Raw genomic sequence first — 20728 nt, 5'->3', positions numbered from 1 at the left:
ACTTAAAAAATTAAAATTTCCACCATTTTTTCTTTTGGGGTTTCTGTTCTTCTTTGCTTTCTGCCTGTTCATTTCTTTTGCTGAATGAAAAGGCCATTCTCTGATAAGGATCTTTGATATCAAAGTACAATTGAGATCCATCATCAAGAGTAAGTGCATCCATGATCTTATTTCCATCCCTGACCAGACTTTGTGAAACATCCTGTTTATTGAAATGATGTCTGATCAGATCTCTTTCATCGGAAATTCTTGTAATAATATAGGGTGAATCCCTGGTTCCATCTCCTGTTTTTTCAAGGCATTCAAAAATAAGCTGTGCTATTGTCATTTCAATACTTCGTCCTTTATCTTCGCCCAGTTCTTTGTACGCAAAATATTTATAAATATGGGCTCTCGGACTCAGCAAAATATTGACGTTTACATATTGTATAACCTCTTCAAACTTTCCTTCATTGAGTAGATCCTGCATGTTTTCAATATCTTCCGAATAGGGATCATATTCAGGATCATTGATTACCAGCTCACGGCATTTCAGGAACGTTTCTTTGGTGGGGTCCGCTAAAAATTCAAATACTTTCTCATACGTTTTCATTATTATCTTCGGTTATAGTTTTTAATTCTCGCCAGAATGCGTCTTTGTGCATTCCGAATTCGGCAATCAGTTGTTTATTGATAAACGGAATTTCTGCCAGTTTATCATCTTTTTTTTCAACAATTCTTTCCAGATATAGCTTTCTGTAGGTACTGTCTTTCAGTTCTTCAGGCCAATTTACGTTTTTCAGATCAAGATCATATCCTATTCCGGAATAGTGAAACTGTGTCAGAATATTTTCCAGCATGGGGATTAAAGCATCTTCGGGATCCACAGTATGTAAAGCAGTCATTACCTGTGGCAAAAATCTGAGTGACATATCTGCGGATAAGATGGAAGGAATATCCCGTGTTCCTTTGAATCCGGGAATAAGATTTTCAATATCCTTTTCGGTATTTTCTCTGATGAGATAAAGCTGTGCGCTGTGATAGAGAATCTTGGCGGCCCATACGGCTGTCTGTTTGTTACAGATTAAACGGTCTGATAAAAATTCAAGTCTTTCTTTTTCGAATTCTGTTTCAAAATAATCTCCTGCTTCCGCCTCTTCCTGAGGGGAGATTTGCTGTAAGCTTGAAAAAAGAGTGATACATTCTTCCTTACGAAGCAAAAAGATCGTGTCTAAAAACGGTGACTTGGTTTCCATGATCTAACAAAAATAAAATTATTTCGTTGAGAATAAAATTTTTGTGGGAAAGATTCTTGTTAAATATGGAATTAAAGTGTTGGAAAACGCAAAGATGCAAAGGTTATAAGCATTATGCCGTTTTTAAGGTGCAAGAAAATCTTACAATCTAAACCTTATAGGTTTTAAAAACCTATAAGGTTTGAAATTACGTATTCATTACTACTAAAGATTGCTTCGGCGCTAAAGCTCCTCGCAATGACTTACTGTGATACAATTTCAATGATATTATTTTCCGGATCAAGGATCACGCTTTCGTAATATCCGTCTCCAGTGGTACGTGGTTCTCCGGCAACGGTGTATCCGTCTTTTCTCAGCATTTCTGTAAGCTCGTCTACTTTATCTTTGCTACCAACAGAAAATGCAAGATGGATAATCCCATACTGTTGAGATTCGTAAGAGTTTTCAGTTTCTCTGATATCCGGTCTGGTCATAATTTCAAGGCGACAGCCGTTCTCAAAACTTAAAAAATAGGATTGAAAATTTTTAACAGGATTGTGATACTTTTCATTGGAAACGGCTCCGAAATATTTCTGATAAAACGCTCTGGATATTTCCAGATCTTTCACCCAAACAGCGATATGTTCAATTGTCATAGTTTCAATTTTTACGGTTTGACTGTTGCAAAAGTAGCCGCTGGCCTTTAACGATACCCGCTCCACATTATTCTTTTATTGTTCTGTATTTACCAGGTGACATTTTGAATTATACAAAAGACTTTAATTAAAATCTTATTTAAAGCATTTATTGATAAGATCTTATACTGTCTGTAAATGAGAGAAGGCTTCATTGTTTCCATTTTCGTAATGGCTGAAACAAACTAAAAGTTATTATCTTTGTCCCATTCAAAATAACATTATGAGTATTCACATCAGTGCAAAAAAAGGAGAAATTGCCAAAGTAGTATTGCAGCCGGGGGATCCGCTTCGTGCACAGTATATTGCTGAAAATTATTTAGAAAATGCTAAACTGGTAAGCAAAACCAGAGGAATTTTTTATTATACAGGTCTTTATAAAGGGAAGGAAATCACTGTAGGAGCAAGTGGAATGGGTTTTCCAAGTATCGGAATCTATTCTTTTGAACTGTTCACAGAGTATGAAGTAGACACGATCATTAGAATCGGGACTTGTGGTGCTTACAATACAGATCTTCAACTTTTTGATATTTTAAATATTGACAAAGCTGCCAGCGAAAGTACGTACGCCAAATATGCATGGGGAATTGAAGATGAAATCCTTTCTCACCAGGGGAATATCTTTAATACCATCAACGAAACGGCTAAAGATTTATCATTGAATGCTAAAGCCATCAATATCCACAGTAGTGATATTTTCTACAGAAAAGATCCTGCTACTCCTGAAATTGCTACCAAATATAACTGCCCTGCAGTAGAAATGGAAGCTTTCGGTTTGTTTGCCAATGCTCAGTACTTAGGAAAAAATGCTGCGACTATTCTTACGGTAACGGATATTATTCCTACCCACGAAAAAATCTCTGCTGATGAAAGAGAAACAGCTTTGAATCCAATGATGGAGCTGGCTTTGGAATCGGCGATAAAGAGTTTATAAGAGCCAATACATTATAAGAAAAGAGCTTTACTTCATCAGTAGAGCTCTTTTTTATAGTCTGAAAAAATTTCTGGCCGTTTCTGTGATCTCGTCTGCGACTTCGGAAATGCTGATCTTCTTCAGGTGGGCAATCGTTTGTGCTACATAAGGTAAAAACGAAGGTTCATTTCTTCTGTTCTGCATTCCGGGCATATTTTTCGGAAGCATAAAGGGAGCATCGGTTTCAATCATCATTCTATCAAGAGGTACATATTTTATGACGTCTTCCAGATGTTTAAATCTTTTGTCATCACTTATGGCTCCGGTAAATCCTAAATAAAATCCTTTATCCAGATATGTTTTTGCTTCCTCCAATGTTCCGGTAAAGCAATGTACAACGGCTTCGGGTAATCGGGTAAGGTATTCATCCGTGATGTCATTAAACTTTTTAAATGCAGCTCTTTCATGAAGGAAAAGTGGTTTATTAACTTCTATCGCAAGCTCCAGCTGTGCTTTATAACATTTTTCCTGGATCGTTCTCGGAGAGAAATCACGGTCAAAATCCAGCCCGCATTCGCCTACTGAAACCACATGATCCTGCTTTAATAGTTTTCTGAGCTCATCAATACTTTGTCCATTAAAAGATTTGGCATCATGGGGATGAATTCCGGCTGTTGAAAATAAAATTTCGGGATATTCTTCGGCAATTTCAGAAGATTCTTTACTTCCTCTTACGCTGGTTCCGGTGAGAATCATATGCTCAACTCCGTGATCCAAGGCACGGTTAATAATTTCTTCGTGTTCATTATAGAACTGTTTATTGGTCAGATTAATGCCAATATCAATATAAGTGTTCATATATTTTTTACTTTTTATTCGATGTTAATTTCTAAATATAAAATGGAAACTGGTAGAATTCTGTTAGAAAAACTTTTGTTCTCATTGATTCGTAGCTTATGTTTTATATCTACAAAACTAGAAGTATGGTACGCAATGTTTTTACGCAGTTAAAAAGAAGAAAAGTAAAAAGACAAAATACTTTACGATTAAAAAATCTGCTTGTCTGCGGGAGTTTTTATTTTCCCACCGATTTCACAGATGGTGCAGATGTTTGTGGATACTCTATTCGTTGATAAATTTTTCGAGAAAGCCGATCAGTTTTATTCCGCCGTGGCTCCAGCGGATTCCGTGACCTTCTTTTTCCCGGACTTCAAAGACCAGCTCATGTTTATAATGAAAGAAGACATTCCACCAGGTTTTATTGTCAAGAATTTCATAGATTTTTGCCATGACCTTCTCCTGTTTCTGCTGATTGTTCCCTTTTATTTCGCCCCAGAAATCATCCATTCTTCCAATGTGTTTTTCCCAGGCTCTTTGTGCAATGGTAATTTCGTTATTGAAAGGTTCCTGACAGGCATTGAGCAGCATGGTTTTCAACGGTGGAATGCCATTTTCATCGCGGATGCTTGCAGAGGTTAATCTTTGTCCTAAAATATTCAGCCAGTGTTCAAAAGGAATTGCTTCCAGCGATGCTGCTTTTACCTCATCAGAATCGTTACTTTCCAGAATGGGAATGAATTTTCCAAAGCTTTCCTGCCTGTCAATAATTATTTCTTCATTAAAATAAGGCAGCTGCAATTCTAAAGTATTCTGCTTAAACCTATGAATATTTTCCTCCAGAGTTTCCAGGTGTTCTTCTGCTAAAAGGGCTTTGTATTTACCCTTCCATACTTCTGAAAACAGTGGAATATAAGGTTCAAACATATTCATACTTACTTTGTTTTGATAAGATTAACAGAAAGATTTTCTTCACTGATCAGATAACCAATAAGATTGAACCATTCTTTGCAGTGATCGAGAATCCAGGCATCAGAAGAAATAATGATTCCCGAACTTTCTGCCAGAAATTTATCAGGATTAAACTGAAGATCAGCTTCCCAGTTGAGTCGATTCTGCTCAGCATATTCAAGAACAAGCTGTTTGATTCTTCCACTGTTGGAAACCGGTTGATCAAAAATCCATACAAGTTTCTGAATATGATTTTTCCGGTAAAAAGAAGCAATCAATTCAACTGCTCTTAAGGTTTGATTAACTCTTTTATAAGTTCCATGCACTCCTGAAAGGTCACGGATACAGCCATCCAATCCTTCAAAAACATAAGCTTCAGAAAGCAGACTTTCCAATAAAATAATAACATTGAAACCATCAAGATATATTGTTTTCTCTTTTAAATCTGAAATATCAACATGCTTCAACTGTCTGTTATGAAGCTGTACATCGGATGCCGACATTCCTCTCAAAGCTTGTATCTGACGGGTTTTCAGACGGTACCTGTTACCAACGAGATCCGAAGCCGCTTTTTCCGGGTAATCTCTGCTCAGAAGGTACTGCATGTCTTCAACGGCCAGTTTTAGCTTACTGACCTGTTTCTCTGAACCGAATAAAGTATCATCGCCGGTATTTTTTCCACGGTTTCTGTTATTCATATTCAAAAATAAAGTTTTTGGTGGATGTTAGAAACCACCCCGTCAAAAATTCTTTGAATTTTTGACACCCCTCCAAAGGATGGGAATTTCACACCTTTGATTGTTAAATTTGTCAATGATATCATTTTTCTCATTTTGAATTGGGATCTGTTATGTTTTTTACAACAAAAGAGATATTTTGTACAACGCCGTGATATTTATTAGAAATAAGTTTGCAAAGACTTAAAAAATACTTTTATGAATACACTGAAAAAATTATGTTATCTGTCTGCAGCGGTGCTGTTATCAGCGTCTTTCGTTTCATGCTCGAGTGATGACAATGAAATCATTATTGAACAGCAGACTCCCTCACAAGTACTGTCTTCTACGCCATGGGAAACTACCGGAGCTAAAGATAAAAACGGAAATAATGTTGCCCTTACTGATGCCAGTGTAGCCGGATATGTAGGGTTTGCTTATTTCAAGACAGACGGAATGTTTGCAATCTACAGCCTTACAGATGTATTGAGATCTATGGGAACATGGTCTGTAGATGCTCAGGGTAAAACAAGAACTATTGCTGCCTTAAACCCGGACGGAACCACTATTTTCACCCGCGATGTTGAAATTCTTGTGTTGAACAGAAATGAATTCACCTACAGAATCCGTCCTAATTCCAGTGATCCGTCTGTGTATTATGACATTATCCATACGAAAACTTCTCACGCTGAGCCAGCTAACGGGCAGCTTACTTTGGCTTCTACTCCATGGGAAACAACAGGTGCCAGAGATAAAAGCGGAAATAATGTTGCTCTTACTGATGCCAGTGTAGCCGGATATGTAGGATATTCTTACTTCAAAGCTAACGGAACTTTTAAAATTTTCGGTTTAAATGATATACTGCGATCTGAAGGAACATGGTCTATTTCTCCTGATGGAAAGAAGAGAACGCTTACGACTCCAACTTTTACGCGTGTTGTGGATATTCTACTTTTGAACGAAACAACATTTACTTACAGAATTACCCCAGATGCGGCTAACCCAGCTGTATTTTACGATATTATCCATACAAAGGTCAACCATAAGGAACCTTTGTAATGATTATTTTTTTTATAATAAGGAAGAACCTGCTCAGTAACGGGCAGGTTTTTATATGTTTTAATTAAAGGAATGTTCCGTTAGTAACTTATCATTTGTATTCTTCCCACCATTTTTTCCAGTTTACTTTTCCCAGCTGATCCAGATTTACTTTTTCCCCGATCATCGGAAGGGTAACCGGGATATTGTTTTCTTCAGCATGTTTTGAAGCCAGCTCTAAAGGTTCGTACCAGATATGCTGTGCAAGCTTGAATTTGGAATTGTGTACCGGGATAAAGTTTTGGGCTTTTAATTCTTTTATTTCTTTCATCAGCTGGTCCGGCAATGTATGGATATAAGGCCACTTTTCGTTATACTGCCCATTTTCCATTACTGCCAGATCAAATGGCCCGAATTTCTCTCCGATTTCTGTAAAATGATTCCCATAGCCGCTGTCACCGCCTAAAAACAGATTTTTGGAAGGCGTTTTTAAAACGAAGGAGGTCCAGAGCGAGATATTACGGTTCAGTAATCTTCCTGAAAAGTGTCTTGCCGGAGTAAGCGTGATTCTGAAGCCTTCTGCAATATCTATACTTTCCCACCAGTTCTTTTCAATGATTGTATCAAATGTCCAGCCCCAATATTCAAAATGCTGTCCGGTTCCCAGTCCGCAAATGACTTTTCCTACTTTATCCTTTAATTGCTGAACGGTTTTATAATCCAGATGATCCCAATGATCATGCGAAATAAGAAGGAAGTCAATCTCAGGCATATGTTCCGGTTTGTAATAATCGGATCCCTGAAAAGCTTTTATTGAACCCGGCATGGGAGAAGCATTTCCACTGAAAACTGGATCTATTAAGAATGTCTTTCCATCAACTTGTATGAAATAAGAACTATGCCCAAACCATATCAGCACATTTTCATCCGGTTGAAGATTTTTAAGATCAGTCTCTACAAAAGGGAGCGCTGTTTTGGGTGATGTGTTTTCTATTTTGCATAGGCTTTGAAGGAGTAATTTAGTCATACTCTCTCCTTCTAACAATGCCGGGGTTGTCAATATATTCTGAAACCGGCCGTTCAGATAATTGGGCAGTGTACTGAAATATTCTTTTCTTTTTTCATCGGGAAACTGTCCCAGCTGCTTTTTTAAACTTTTCATTTATTTTATTTTAAATCCATCCCGGTTTCTAAAGGTATGCTCTTTATCTTATTGGGTGTGAAATTTTACTATAAAATAAATATAAGCATAAGATTTTGAGATGTGAAAATAAAGGATGTTGAAATTTTAATTCTTTATGATTTAATGAAAACTATTCTTAAAAAATCCATTTAACCAGTCCAAGTACAAAGATTCCTAACACTATGCAACCTATTATCATTAAAGCAAAAGTCTGCGCAAATTCTGTCCAATACTTTTTTTTATCGAAAGTAAAATCACTGGGGTTGATATAATAGACGTCATATACCAAAGGATCTATGCGCAAATCCGGCCGAAAATGTACAATTCCCTGGATATATCTTCTTCGTAGAGCTTTTAAATTTCCGATATAGTAGCTGTAACCGGCATCAGTTCCGTCAAAATCTACATCTGCTGCCGAACCATTGTGCTTTACATTCAATACATAAATCTTGTTTCGTGGGCTGATACTTACATCATATACATCCGGAAGGTTATATTTTTCCAGATCATGATAAAGAATTTGATCTATTGTTCCATCGGCTCTTTCGTAATGAATTCCTTTATCATCAACCTGTATCTTTCGGACTACTCTTTTTCTGATTCTCTTCTGATACCTGAAGAAACGGTATAAACCGAAAGCAAGAGCCGGATAGTATAATATTGCCACAATAATAAATATGAACAATTTATCACTCACCACAACGGGTAATCCCAATACCAGCAGAAATGCCGTCAACAATAAAAGCACTCCAAAAGTCCTGGTTATCCAGGTCATGAAGCACCATGTTTCGGATGTTAATGGCAAAAAATCTTTTCTTGAATCCTCTTGCATCTGTTTAATATACGAAAAAAGTAAATAATACAAAAGAGCCACAGCAGCACCATGACTCTTTTTACCAAATTGAAAATAAGATATGATTATTGAAACTATGAAATCGTATAGGTCTTTTCTGTAGTGGTATTGTAGGTATCGGAAATCACATTGTCTACAAACCTCCACTCTGCAGTAGAACTTCCGGTGGTAAATTTCACATGCAGATATCCTCTTTTATAAAGATTGGCATATTCCAGGTCATCAATCAATAATGAAAATGCCTGAGCCAGTTCTATTGCTTTTGCAGGATCCGAAGTGATTCCCAGATATCCTTCAAGACCGGGAGAAGAAACGGAACTGCAGGCAAGCTCTGTCCCGATAAATTTACCCTGTGCATCGGTAAGCTTTCCTAACCATGCATTGTGGGTGTCTCCGGCCAGTACCACTACATTTTTTCCTGCAAGAACAGAGTAAAGCTGTTCTCTTTCCATGAAATATCCATCCCATGCATCCAGATTGTATGGTAAAGTCGTTGTGATTCTTGCAATTTCCTGCGGTGTCAATGTAGGATCCTGTTGTTGATGTCTTGTTTTAAGAATAATCAACTGAGTGATGGTATTCTGAAACACCTGCATAGTAGCCGGCTGTGCACTTCCATACTGTTTAATTTCCGCAAGAATCTGATTCAGCAGCATCAAAAGCTCTGCAGGAACCATCATTTTCGTCATTAAAATCTGTTGTCCAAGCACTTTCCATTTGGCTGTATCACCATTGATCTGGGCATTCAGCCATGACATCTGCTCGTTTCCGATCAGTTTTCTGCTGGTGCTTAAGAAATCTGTTTTAAACTGTGTCTGATTAAAACTTCCTGTATTATCAAGATAATCCGAATATTCCATTTGTTTATCCCTTGCAATCACCCTTGTATCCATCATGTAAAGGGAAACGATATTCCCGAAGCTGAAACTTCTGTAAATTCTCATATCTTTCCCTGTTTTAAGAGGAATGTATTCGCTGTATGCCTGAAATGCAGCCATTTTTCTTGCCTGAAAATCTCCTTCGTTCGGCTGATGGTTTTCTGCTCCTGCTTTATAGGTATCATTGGCAAACTCATGATCGTCCCAGACGCAGATGAAAGGCTTTTTCTGGTGAAGAAGCTGAAGGTTTTTATCTCCTCTGTACTGCCTGTATCGTTCCCTGTAATCATTGAGGGTAAGGATTTCCTTTGCCGGCTGATGCGCTCTTCCCAACTGATTGGTGTAAGGGTTTGTTCCGTATTGTCCGGGAGCATATTCATAAATATAGTCTCCAAGGTGTACGACAACATCTGCTTCAGATTTTGCAATCGCACCATACACATTGAAAAGTCCTGCAGGAAAGTTGGAACAAGATACGACAGCCATTTTTACTTCACTTACAGCATCAGATTTTGAAGGTAAAGTAAGGGTTTCTCCTGTTACGCTGACTTCCTTAGTTGTATTGTTATAGAATCTGTAATAATATTTTGTATTGGAAGAGATATTCTGTACATCTACCGCTATAGTAAAATCATTTACCAGTGCAGCATTTGCCTGACCTCTTCTTACTACTTCTGAAAAATTGCTGTTTTTACTGATTTCCCATGTAATCTCTGCATCTGTTCCTTTTGAATACCGGGTCCAGATAATAATTCCTGTTGCGCTGGGATCAAAACTTGCTACCCCGGATTCAAAACCTCCGTTTTGGAGATTATCGGGGGCATTTCCATTTTCAGTAAAATCGTCGCTACAGCTTTCAATTAAAGGAGCTAAGAAAATTCCTCCGGCTGCCAATAGTGAATTTTTAAGAAACCTTCTTCTGTTGAGTGGATTGTTGTTTTCCATCATTACTTTTTTTGCAAAGCAACGGTATCCGGAGAAGACGGCTGTTAACTGTGTTTTAAATATATTTTATGATTTTTTAAACAAATGTTTAATGTTATGCATAAGAAATTAAATCATGACACATATTGCTGTAATGGGCAAACACAAAAGGAAACCTCTCCGGCTTCCTTTTTTAACAAGTTCCATAGAAGAAGCTTGTTTTCATCAAATATATTATTTAAGGTCTTCTTTTATTCTCCTAATTCCAGCTGGTTTCTGACCAAATTAAAATATTCTCCTTTTTTGGATACTAATTCCTGGTGGTTACCCTGCTCTACAACTTCGCCCTTTTTCAAAACAATAATATTGTCTGCACTTTTTACTGTGGATAAACGGTGTGCAATGATAACAACAGTTCTTCCCTTAAAAAACTCCTGTAAATTATCATGTATAATTTTTTCATTTTCTGCATCCAGTGCAGAAGTAGCTTCATCAAAGAAAATAAAATCCGGATTTTTATATACAGCCCTTGCAATAAGAATACGTTGTTTCTGTCCTCCGCTTAAATCATCTCCTGCGGCTCCTATTTTGGTATCAAATCCTAAAGGAAGACTTTGAATCATTTCGTATATATTGGCTAATTTACAGGCACTGATCAATAATTTTTCATCTGCGTCTTCCTGCATGGCAATATTCTCCCTTATGGTTCCGCTGAATATGTATGAGTCCTGAAGAACAACTCCACAATTGCTTCTCCACCAATCATGATTGATCTGAAACAGCTCTTCCTGCCCGATGTTCAGATCTCCTTCTGAAGAAGGATAAAATCCCAGAAGAAGTTTGGATAATGTGGTTTTCCCACTTCCACTTTCTCCAACAATGGCAAGAACTTTCCCGTTAGGAATTTTAAAATTGATATTTTTTAAAACATAGGGCTGATGTCCCCCCGGATATTTGAACCATACATTATTTAAACTAATATCCTTACTCAGCAGAGCCTGATTTCCCTCTTTTAAATTAAGGTTTTCATCGGTTTGCTGTAGAATTTCCTGAACTCTTTTATACACTAAACTTGAATCCTGAAATGAGCGGAAAAACGCGACCAGATTTTCTATGGGTGCGGAAGCAATACCTATAATATATCCTATACTCAGCATCTCACCAACCGTCATTTTCCCAAGTGATACCCAATACACGCAAAAAAAGGTAGTTGAAAATATAAATAACTGTTTAATAATGCTGGTAACATTGGTTTGATAAATATCCAGGATAAGACTTTTTACTTTGGTCTTATATATCTTTTTCTGCAGCTCTTCCCACTTTGATATTCTTGAAATATGAGCATTACTAATTTTAACGGAAACCATCCCGGTAATCATCTCAACAAGATGATTTTTGCTTTCTGAATTTAATTTAAAGGCATAATAATCTATAATCCTTCTTTTATTATGAAACAAGTAAATCCATACAGTGGAAAAAACGGCAATTCCCAGAAACCCTAATGCTATATACCGGTTATATATTAAAAGCCTTATTACTAGTACAATCAGTAAAAAAACTGATAAAATATTCGATAGCAATTGCCTGGTTAATAACTGTTCTATTTTTGACTGTTCTTCTATTTTCTGTAATAGGTCTGTATATAATCTGTTTTCAAAAAAAGAGACGGGAAGTCTGACTGTTTTCTGCAGCAAGTCATTCAGCATTTTAATGCTTACCTGTGAGCTAAAGTGTACTCCTACAAAATTCTGAAGGATATTGATGAGTATCTGCCCTCCATACAAAAGCATCTGAAATCCAAAAATTCCAATGATCACTTTTCCTTCTTTCGACTTCATTCCTTCGTCAAACATCTTCTGAATCAGCTGAGGAAAGATATAGGAAATAACGGAACTTATCGTAATTAAAAAAATCAGCAGTCCAATTTTGAAATTTTGTTTTTCTAAAACTGAACGAATATAGCTTTTGAAAATTTTTAAATCCTGCTGTTCAAAAGGAGGTTTAAACTCAACAAACTCTTCTTTCGGGATTAATTGTAATCCAATCCCTTCGTTATCTGCGGACGAAATCCAAAGCTTTACAAACTGCTCTTTTTTAAGCTTTAGCCTGCCATATTTGGGATCTGAGATATAATAAAAATTATTTTTGATTTTATAGAGTACAACAAAATGCTCCTGCTCCCAATGTAAAATGCAGGGTAAATGAACATCCTCGTTCAGTGTAGACAAAGGAACCTTAAAGGGAGTTGTATGAAAATACAGCTTTTTACCGGCATCATTAATATCTGCCAGAGTAACCCCGGATCGGGTAACTTCAGTAAGGTTTCTCAGATATACCAGATCACAATCTTTGCCGTAATATTTTAGAATAATCTTAAGGCAAACCGGACCGCAATCCATCTGTTCTATTTGGGAATAAAAGGGAAATTTGTTGAACACAATAATAAGTTAAATTGTTATGCCTAGTGTTTTTAGCTTTTTAGTAAATTCTTCATCGTTTACTAATTGCTGGTTATTGGATATTTTATCTAAATAATTTTCTATTATAATTTTCACTAATTTTTGCGGAGAACTTTTGATATGAGAAAAATTCTCGTTCAGATAATCTAAAAAATCTTCATCTTCAATTTTGTCGATACAGCGCATGGCTATCAGTAAATTTTCCTGATCGCCTGAAAATTCATTTTGCTTTAGCAGAGCATTAAAGATCTGCTGAAATATCAGTCTTGTTTTTTTCTCATCCTGCGAAGATTTAAGAATGGCGATATAAGAGTTGTTAATAATATGTTTTAACATCCCCTGCTTATCAATAAGGGGAAGGTCTTCAGCCAGATTTTTGCAGCTCTCATTTTCATGTTGGTTAAACATGAAAAAAGCCAATATCTTCATGACTTCTGTCTTGTACCGCTCTTCATTTTGAGTACGTGCAAAAATTCTGATTTTATTAAGTGATTGTTCTCCAATAATTATGGCAAAATAAGGAAACGTGTTACTCTGAACTAAAGCACTTTCAATAGCCCTGTCAATATTTTCCTCTGCCAGTACAAAATCATTTTCCACGTAATTTTTATATGCAAGCAAAGCATAGTCTAAGCTTATCATCCCCTGATGAATAGGTTCTATGAAATAGGTATTCATACTTTGCATTTTTGAATAAAGGTAATTTCCTAAGGTAGTATTCCCTGTACGAAAAGCAGAAAGTGATTTTTCAGACAGGTTCATATAGTAAAACAATCCTGCCTGGATATCTTCCGGAATATCTTTTCTAAATTCTTCAATCAGATTTTCGAAAATATGTCTTGGTTTTTTCACCTCATATTCCCTGAATTCTACTGTTTTTATTTTGTCTAAAATTATTGTTTCCATACATCATCTATTAAGAAAGCACAGCTTGTTCATTAATATATCTTTGAAGAAGAATTCTGTCGTCAATATTAAATTTGAAGGAAGGACACGCCGGGATATTATCATACCAGTTTTTCGGACATGCTCCACCACACAGAGGAAGGAATTTACAGCTTTTGCACCATGAGTTGTTGTCCGGTATTTCATTAAACCAGTTTCTCATGACAACATTTTTGCTGTCTACATCTTTATCTTTCACAATGTTTCCGGCATAAAACTCAGAGTTATCATATTTTGGAGTGTACGGAATTTCCCAACATGTGGAGACATTTCCAAAAGCGTCAAATACTTCTGAGGTCTGGCTTACTACCATACAAGGTTTAGTAACTCTTTCAGGAATAATCTGTGTTTTAAATTTCGCTTTTGATTGCAGAAGCTTCATATAAACTTCTATTTCAAGCTCAGCAAATTCTTCTTTTGACACGCCTTTAATAGTAGCTTTGTTATCACCCCAGTCGTGGATAGGAGCAAGATAGAAACTTACGTGCTGAAGGATTCCTTCTGCTTCCAGATAATCAATAAAATCTATCACATTGTAACTGTTCTCTTTATCCACATTACATCTGATATTGAAACTTGCTTCTTTTTGATATAATTCTGAATTAACAATTTCTTTGATATTTTTAATGATAATATCAAAACTGTTAGAACCATTTTTCAGATATCTTCTCTTATCATGGAATTCCTGAGTTCCGTCAATGGTGATCTGATATTCTGTAACCCTGTAATTTTTTACCAGTTTTTCAAAAAGAGAATATTTAAGGCTTAAAGCATTTGTAATAATTCTTGAAGAATATTTTAAATTTTTCTCTTCACAAAGGCTGATTAAACGGGTAGATAAATTAGAGATAGCCGAAAGACCTGTTAACGGCTCTCCTCCATACCATGTAATACTCAAGTGTTCCAGATCGTTTGACAGACTTTCCATTTTAGTAATGATTCTGTCGTATGTAAGATCTAAAACTTCTTTTGACATACTTTTGTTAGTATGCAGCTGGCCACAATAGTGACATCCCAGCTGGCAGTTTCCTGAAGGCTGAATCACATAAGAAAGTGTTTTCAGATCCTGATGATCTACCGACATGATGTTGTCTGAAAGGATTTCTCTTAACTCATCTTCAAACTCAGGTACATAAAATTCATTTTTTATCAGGTTGATAAAAATTTCTTCGGGAATCTGAGTGGTTTCAAGATTACATATTTTTTCATATAACCCTTTTTTCACTTCAATGGATGTTCCGGAACGGGTAGAAAAAAGAATGACATGATCATCTAAAATTTCCTCGTTTTCTATGGTATGGATATATCTTGATAATTTGTATTTCATAATTATTTTATTTTAATATTAAATAGAGTAGCACGAATGCTACTCTACTTTTTACTTTAGTTGTAACTCCAACATTCGTTACCACTGCAAGTTTGTGTACCTCCGAATCCCCAGCAGTCATTCTGACTTGTGCACGTTGCCGCTAGTTCTAAAGGTAACTTACCTCCTTTGATTGTCTTTACTGAACTTTCGCTCATTCCCTGTAGCTTATTTTCAGTGATTTTTTTAGACAGTTCAAACAATTTTTTGTTTTTCATCACAATAAATCTTAGGTTAATTTTTTCTCTTGTAAAGTTTTAATTCCACACAAGACCCTGCAGAACATAAATTTGTGGAATCAGAGTTCTATTAGTTATAACTCCAGCAGCTGTTACCACTGCAAGTAGCTGTACCTCCGAATCCCCAGCAGCTGTTCTGACTTGTACAGTCTGCTGCTAATTCCAAAGGAAGTCTACCTCCTTTGATTGTCTTTACTGAATTTTCGCTCATTCCCTGTAGCTTGTTTTCAGTAATTTTCTTAGACAATTCAAACAATTTTTTGTTTTTCATGACAATAAATTTTCATGGTTAATAATTCCCCTGAACAGTTTTAATTCCACACAGGGCTATACAGAACACAAATTTCTTTATGAAAAGCTCCAGCAATTAGGATCTACGTGCAGATCCGGCCTGCACCAACTACAGGTACATTGGCTACAATGGTAAGCGAGTAAGCCACCGGTAATAAATACAAGGCCCTCTTTTTGCAGTTTTTTCATTTTGACATTTGTGATTTCCTGAGAAATCGTTTTAAGCTTTTTGTTTTTCATAGAAGTAAGTTTTTTATGTTTATTACGAATCTTAACTCTATAAAAATTAATCAAGCCTATGTAGACGAATTATTGGTCAAAATAAGCCCAACAACTGTTTAATGCACATGGGCTGGTTCCATAACCCCAACATGCATTTGCACCGAAACATGCACAGTCTGATATAATCTCTTTTTGTATTCCCCCCTTAATAACTTCAACTGATTCTCTTTTCATTCCTGGGATTTTGTTCTCAGTAATTTTTTTAGACAATTCAAACAGTTTTTTGTTTTTCATCACAATAAATTTTCATGGTTAATAGTTTGCTGAAAAGTTCAGGCTTCAGAGAAGGCTCAATAAAAGTCTTTATGAAAAGCTCCAGCAATTGGGGGTATTCGTTGAGCAGATTCCGCAATAGGAATTACAATCGGGATGTCTAATGCAATCATCGACAGTAAAGTCTTTCCCTGCGTAGATAGTGAGAACTTCATGTTTGTGTAGTTTTTTGAGCTTACCCTGAGTTATCTTTTTGGATAACTCTTCAAGTTTTTTGTTTTTCATGGTTATTAGTTTTATCCTTTAGTGTATTAGTTTTGTAGTAAAAGAACAGGATTACAGCCGGGGGTTTTCATTTTGAGTTCTCCCCTTGTCTATATCTCCGGTATTCACCTTTTTTACTTTGTTGTTTCCAAATGTTTTGGATATGCTGAGTGATATGGATCTTAAATTTGATTGCGAAAGAGTTTCAATATATCCGTCATTATTATATAGTGTATTACGGGAGTTTGAAAGATTCAGCATATCTTTTACAGAAAGCTTGAATTTAAAATCTTTATAACTCTTTGAAACCTCAAGCTGATTATTGATAAAATAACCGTTTTTCTTATTAACTAATGTATATGGAGAGGTGTAACCAAAGTTATAGCTTATGTTCCAGCCTTTATTCCAAAGATTATTTCCACTAATTGTAACGGAAGAGTTATTATACCAAGAACTAGGATGAACATCATAGATATCTGCATTATTGATGTAATACATTCCTGTTGAAAGATTAAACATCCATTTGTTTTCAAACAATGGTTTGTTATAGTTCAATCCCACATAAAGACGCTTTACATTACCTTCAAAGTTTTTGGGCCTTGTAACAGAAACATTATCTACAACCTCTGTATAAGGAAGAATAGGATTTTTTACAATACCGAAATTACTTACAAACACCCAGGTTCTTTTTATGCTGTAGCTCGCATTAAATAAATACATCTTTGCCACATTAAGATCAGGATTTCCGGTTTCCCACCAGGTTTCATTATTCTTATAAATAAATGGGTTCAAATCATCTACATAAGGTCTCCATAATGCAGTTCTATATCCCAGAGAAACTCTGTTGTTCTTATTGATCATATAAGAAAGGTTGATGCTGGGTACAATATTGTTGTAACTTCTGGAAAAGTTCTCGCTAACCGTATTTTGTTTTGCGTTGATGTTTGTGTTTTCATAACGAAGCCCCAGGTTTACATCCAATGCCGAAAACAGTTTTTTCTTAACATTGGTATATAAGGCGTTGATATTTTCATGATACGTAAAATTATTAGAAAATAGGGTATTTAATGTACCGTCTGCATTATAATAGGTATAAGGATTATCCGTAGAAAGCCAATTAAGTTTTCCTCCTGCTTCGAAACTAAGTTTTAATTTTTCGAAAGTCTTGGAATAATCTACTCTTACCGTATAATTGTCCTTCTTATAATCATTATATATTAAGTTTGAATATGGGCTGGTCAAATTGAAAAACTCTGTCGTATTATCTCTGTGATGGGTGTAATAATCAAAGTTGATATCCAATCGCTTGGATTTTTTATCATCATTAAAGCTGTAATAAACATTTCCTCCGAAAAGGTTCAGCTTATCATTTTGTGTATTTACCGTTCTGTTTTCAAAAATTCCTCCTGTAGTATCATAGTATATATTCCTGTTTTCAAGTGAAGATTCAGGTGTTTTGTGATAATATTCCAGAATACCTCCTATGCTGCTTCTTTCATTAAGCTCGTAATCAAAACCTGTATTTCCTCCAAAGTTGGTTTCTTTAATCAGCGTACTTCCTATAATCTGATTTCTGCTGAATTTTGAGCTATAGTTATCAATACTGTTTCTTTGCAGGTCATTATTATTTTCAAAAAACAGCATGGTATTATTTGAAAATCTGTTTTTATGATAATTTAAAGCAATATTCGCCTGCTGGCTGTTTTTTCTGTTTTGTTTATCTGTAATGGTAAAACTTCCTTTCAGTCCATCTGTTTCCAGTTTCTTCAGCTTCAGATTAATAATCATTGCATCCTCCAGATCATATTTTGAGGAAGGATTGGTAATCAGCTCTATCTTTACCAGATTAGAAGCCGGCATAGCATTAAGATATTGTATTAAATCTTTGCCTTTAAGAATTGATTTTCTGTCATTGATGTAAACAGAGGCGTTTGTTCCCAGAAGAGTTATTTTATTATCATCTACTTTTAACAATGGTGTTTGAGAGAGAACTTCGGATATGTGATTTCCTACAACCAAATCGCTATTTTCAACATTAAAAACAAAACGGTCATCCTTTTGTTCAAAAAAAGGTTTTTTACCATTCACTTTTATTTCTGCAATTTGTTTTTCTATAACTGTTTTAATGGAATCTTTCTTCTCTTGAGAGAAACCCAACAAGGGAAGCACAACACTTACACATATTAATATTTTCCTCATTTACTTTCAATATTTCTGATGCAAACATCATGATTATACTCAAAGTCTACAAGATTAGTAATCCAAAATTGATCAATACCGGTATATCCTTTTCCAAAAATTTACAAATTCCCGACTCATAGAGACCAATATATGACTGATAAACAAATACTTATATTTCATTGATAAAAATCCGATGATAATTCATAAATTTGCAGTGTATTTAGAAATATGAAGAAGTTTCATTTAATTATTTTAACTGTTTTCCCTGTTTTTTTCTTTTCTCAAAGCATAAAGGGACTAAAAATTCCAGACTCGTTAAAGAATAAAAGTTATAAGTATATTAATGATGCTTACAATAAAGTATTCCAGGTTGACAACGATAAAGCTGAGCTTTTAGCCAATTACATTCTATTAAAAGGAAAGAAAGAAAATAATAGGGACATCCTGTTTGATGGATATTATAATATAGCACGGGTAAAAAATCTGAAGAATGAAAACGGGCATCCCTTTGCAGATTCACTCATCTCTGCCTCAAAAAACGTTAATAACTACGATTACCCGGCAAAATCTTATATATTAAAGGGTATTTTATTCAACAATGAAGGGAAATACAAAGAGGCTTTAGATGAATATACTATAGCTATTAATCACAACAAAGCTGAAAATAAAGAACAGTTTTTTTATATAAACAAGCTCATTGCTATCCTAAAAACAGCCACAGAAGAATATCAGGAAGCACTTCCTCTCTTTTTGAAATACTATAAGTATGAAAAAGATAAAATAAAAGACAACAATGTAGATGCTAAAAACTATATTGCTTCTATTTTTTCTTTAGCTAATATTTATACCAAATGTAAGGACTATAAAAAAGGTATTGAATTTGCAGATCTGGGGCTTACAGAATGTAAGAAATACAATAATTATTCTTATTACAGCTATCTGCTTATGATAAAAGGGATTAGCCTCTTTTATGTAAAAGATTATTCGCTGTCTTATAAAATCCTGCTGGAAGTACAAAAAGGATTGATAACAAATAAAGATTATAGTAATCTAGGAGTTTTATATTACTATCTGGGAAAAATAAAATATGCAACCCGCAGTGAAAACGAAGCTATAGAATTTTTTAAAAAGGCAGATTCAATTTCTTTTACTTTCAACAGTTTTGAACCTATAAAAAGAGAGGGATATGAAATTCTGATAGACTTTTATAAAAAGAAAGGCGATTTAAAAAAACAACTAAAATACATTGACAACCTGATGTATAGTGACAGTATAATAGCTGTGAACCGAAAAAATCTTTCAAAAGAAATTCTGAAAAAATATGACACCCCTTTGCTTATGAAAGAAAAGGTAAGTGTAATTGAAAGACTGAACCATCAGAATGCCTGGCTGATAGCGTGTTTGCTTATGATTACTTTAGCTTTCATATTCGTAATCAGGAAAAACAGGAAGAAAATAAAAGAATACGAAAAGCAGGCAAAAGTATTATCAGAAAAACCTTTGAGCACCCCTGTGCTGGAAAAAGAGCAAAAGAATGAAACTCCCATTACAAATGATCCTTCCATTATCATTGAAAGAAAGGAAAAAGCTACGAAAAGTGACCTTTCTTCTAATCCAAAATTTAAAATACTCATTGATAAAATAGAACAGTTTGAAAAGACTAATAGTTTTCTCAATAAAAATATTACTTTAGATTCTCTGTCAAAAGAATTTGATACAAACAGAGATTATCTCTCAAAGCTAGTCAATGAATTAAAGGGTAAAAACTTTTCCCAATATCTGAACGAGCTTAGGATCAACTATATTGTTGAAGAATTAAAATCTAACGAAAAAATAAGAAAGCATACCATTGCTGCTATTGCTGATGATATTGGCTACAACAATGCTGAGTCTTTCACGAATGCCTTCAAAAAAATAACAGGAACACTTCCTTCTTATTATATAAAAGCTCTCAATTAAAACAAAATTATAAACTGCTAAAAATTAATATTTTACATGTAAATCTCACCGAAATTTATCAATTTCGGTATATATAAATTCTTTATTTACAGGAATAGAATTTCCTTTGTACTTCAATTTATTTAAAAATCTTAAAATTACTTCAGCAGTGAAAAAAATTAAAAAAACAGAAAAAAGATTATCCCTAAACAAAGTTCAAATGTCTAAAATAAAAGGAGGGATTAGCTCCGGAGGAGGTGATCAAATGCTTTTGAATGGTGGTAATGATACGGTCTTAGACAAAACATTAGATACTCTAGATGTGACAGTAAAAAATTAATGACAATT

At 35.0% G+C, this 20728-nt stretch carries 20 protein-coding genes; 4 read left to right on the top strand and 16 right to left on the bottom strand.

Features of this window, described 5'->3' with window-relative positions; translation table 11 throughout:
* Positions 1–10 precede the first annotated feature (10 nt).
* The 3 genes from AC59HC_RS02450 to AC59HC_RS02440 all read right to left on the bottom strand — a co-directional run bounded on the left by AC59HC_RS02450 (position 11) and on the right by AC59HC_RS02440 (position 1870).
* Positions 11–592 (bottom strand): DUF4919 domain-containing protein, encoded by a 582-nt coding sequence (locus AC59HC_RS02450; protein ID WP_343643239.1) that lies wholly within the window; start codon positions 590–592, stop codon positions 11–13.
* Positions 579–1238: a conflict system bpX4 domain-containing protein gene (locus tag AC59HC_RS02445; RefSeq protein ID WP_496558029.1), complete on the bottom strand. Its 660-nt coding sequence runs from the start codon at positions 1236–1238 to the stop codon at positions 579–581. Before AC59HC_RS02445 ends, AC59HC_RS02450 begins: the two co-directional genes overlap by 14 nt.
* A 239-nt stretch (positions 1239–1477) precedes the next feature.
* Positions 1478–1870: a VOC family protein gene (locus AC59HC_RS02440; RefSeq protein ID WP_343643241.1), complete on the bottom strand. Its 393-nt coding sequence runs from the start codon at positions 1868–1870 to the stop codon at positions 1478–1480.
* Positions 1871–2132: 262 nt separating this feature from the next.
* On the opposite strand from AC59HC_RS02440, the gene deoD reads away from it, so the two are divergent.
* Entirely contained in the window at positions 2133–2843 is a 711-nt protein-coding gene (gene deoD / locus AC59HC_RS02435; RefSeq protein WP_343643242.1) for a purine-nucleoside phosphorylase, read from the top strand.
* A gap of 51 nt (positions 2844–2894) precedes the next feature.
* Here the strand turns inward: deoD and AC59HC_RS02430 are convergent, their stop codons facing one another.
* The 3 genes from AC59HC_RS02430 to AC59HC_RS02420 form a co-directional block, all read right to left on the bottom strand.
* Entirely contained in the window at positions 2895–3680 is a 786-nt protein-coding gene (locus tag AC59HC_RS02430) for a TatD family hydrolase (protein ID WP_496557942.1), read from the bottom strand.
* 264 nt (positions 3681–3944) lie between these two features.
* Positions 3945–4592, bottom strand: coding sequence for a tRNase toxin domain-containing protein (locus tag AC59HC_RS02425; protein WP_202843639.1), 648 nt, complete (start codon positions 4590–4592; stop codon positions 3945–3947).
* Positions 4593–4594: 2 nt separating this feature from the next.
* Positions 4595–5308, bottom strand: a complete 714-nt coding sequence (locus AC59HC_RS02420; RefSeq protein WP_343643245.1) for a DUF434 domain-containing protein — start codon at positions 5306–5308, stop codon at positions 4595–4597.
* A 237-nt stretch (positions 5309–5545) separates the two neighbouring features.
* Between AC59HC_RS02420 and AC59HC_RS02415 the strand changes: the two genes are divergently transcribed.
* The gene (locus AC59HC_RS02415) at positions 5546–6385 is read left to right on the top strand and encodes a DUF4822 domain-containing protein (protein WP_496557941.1); all 840 of its coding nucleotides are present in this window, start codon (positions 5546–5548) and stop codon (positions 6383–6385) included.
* A gap of 91 nt (positions 6386–6476) precedes the next feature.
* Here AC59HC_RS02415 and AC59HC_RS02410 read toward each other — a convergent pair whose 3' ends face one another.
* The 10 genes from AC59HC_RS02410 to AC59HC_RS02365 all read right to left on the bottom strand — a co-directional run bounded on the left by AC59HC_RS02410 (position 6477) and on the right by AC59HC_RS02365 (position 18460).
* Positions 6477–7526 carry an MBL fold metallo-hydrolase gene (locus AC59HC_RS02410; protein ID WP_496557940.1) on the bottom strand — a complete coding sequence of 350 codons (1050 nt, stop codon included), beginning with the start codon at positions 7524–7526 and terminating at the stop codon, positions 6477–6479.
* Between the two features lie 157 nt (positions 7527–7683).
* The gene (locus tag AC59HC_RS02405) at positions 7684–8322 is read right to left on the bottom strand and encodes a hypothetical protein (protein WP_343643248.1); all 639 of its coding nucleotides are present in this window, start codon (positions 8320–8322) and stop codon (positions 7684–7686) included.
* Positions 8323–8474: 152 nt separating this feature from the next.
* Positions 8475–10226 (bottom strand): alkaline phosphatase D family protein, encoded by a 1752-nt coding sequence (locus AC59HC_RS02400; protein ID WP_496557939.1) that lies wholly within the window; start codon positions 10224–10226, stop codon positions 8475–8477.
* Between the two features lie 227 nt (positions 10227–10453).
* Positions 10454–12640, bottom strand: a complete 2187-nt coding sequence (locus tag AC59HC_RS02395) for a peptidase domain-containing ABC transporter (RefSeq protein WP_411414461.1) — start codon at positions 12638–12640, stop codon at positions 10454–10456.
* A 9-nt stretch (positions 12641–12649) separates the two neighbouring features.
* Positions 12650–13567: a hypothetical protein gene (locus AC59HC_RS02390; RefSeq protein ID WP_482399737.1), complete on the bottom strand. Its 918-nt coding sequence runs from the start codon at positions 13565–13567 to the stop codon at positions 12650–12652.
* 10 nt (positions 13568–13577) lie between these two features.
* Entirely contained in the window at positions 13578–14933 is a 1356-nt protein-coding gene (locus AC59HC_RS02385) for a radical SAM/SPASM domain-containing protein (protein ID WP_002983497.1), read from the bottom strand.
* 348 nt (positions 14934–15281) lie between these two features.
* A complete protein-coding gene (locus AC59HC_RS02380; RefSeq protein WP_002983500.1) occupies positions 15282–15482 on the bottom strand; it encodes a hypothetical protein in 201 nt (66 codons plus the stop codon).
* A gap of 329 nt (positions 15483–15811) precedes the next feature.
* Positions 15812–16018 (bottom strand): ecotin, encoded by a 207-nt coding sequence (locus AC59HC_RS02375; protein ID WP_330745285.1) that lies wholly within the window; start codon positions 16016–16018, stop codon positions 15812–15814.
* Positions 16019–16074: 56 nt separating this feature from the next.
* Positions 16075–16212, bottom strand: coding sequence for a hypothetical protein (locus AC59HC_RS02370; protein WP_343643252.1), 138 nt, complete (start codon positions 16210–16212; stop codon positions 16075–16077).
* Positions 16213–16333: 121 nt separating this feature from the next.
* On the bottom strand, positions 16334–18460 hold the full coding sequence (locus AC59HC_RS02365) for an outer membrane beta-barrel family protein (RefSeq protein ID WP_343643253.1): 2127 nt from the start codon (positions 18458–18460) through the stop codon (positions 16334–16336).
* A gap of 210 nt (positions 18461–18670) precedes the next feature.
* Here AC59HC_RS02365 and AC59HC_RS02360 point away from each other — a divergent pair, with 210 nt between their 5' ends.
* Positions 18671–20401, top strand: a complete 1731-nt coding sequence (locus tag AC59HC_RS02360; RefSeq protein ID WP_202843661.1) for a helix-turn-helix domain-containing protein — start codon at positions 18671–18673, stop codon at positions 20399–20401.
* A gap of 148 nt (positions 20402–20549) precedes the next feature.
* Entirely contained in the window at positions 20550–20720 is a 171-nt protein-coding gene (locus AC59HC_RS02355) for a hypothetical protein (RefSeq protein ID WP_171006273.1), read from the top strand.
* Positions 20721–20728: the final 8 nt, after the last annotated feature.

The organism is Chryseobacterium sp. DZ-32, from assembly GCF_059587025.1.
Note: the sequence above shows the minus strand (reverse complement) of the source record. Positions and strands in the feature narration are given on the sequence as shown.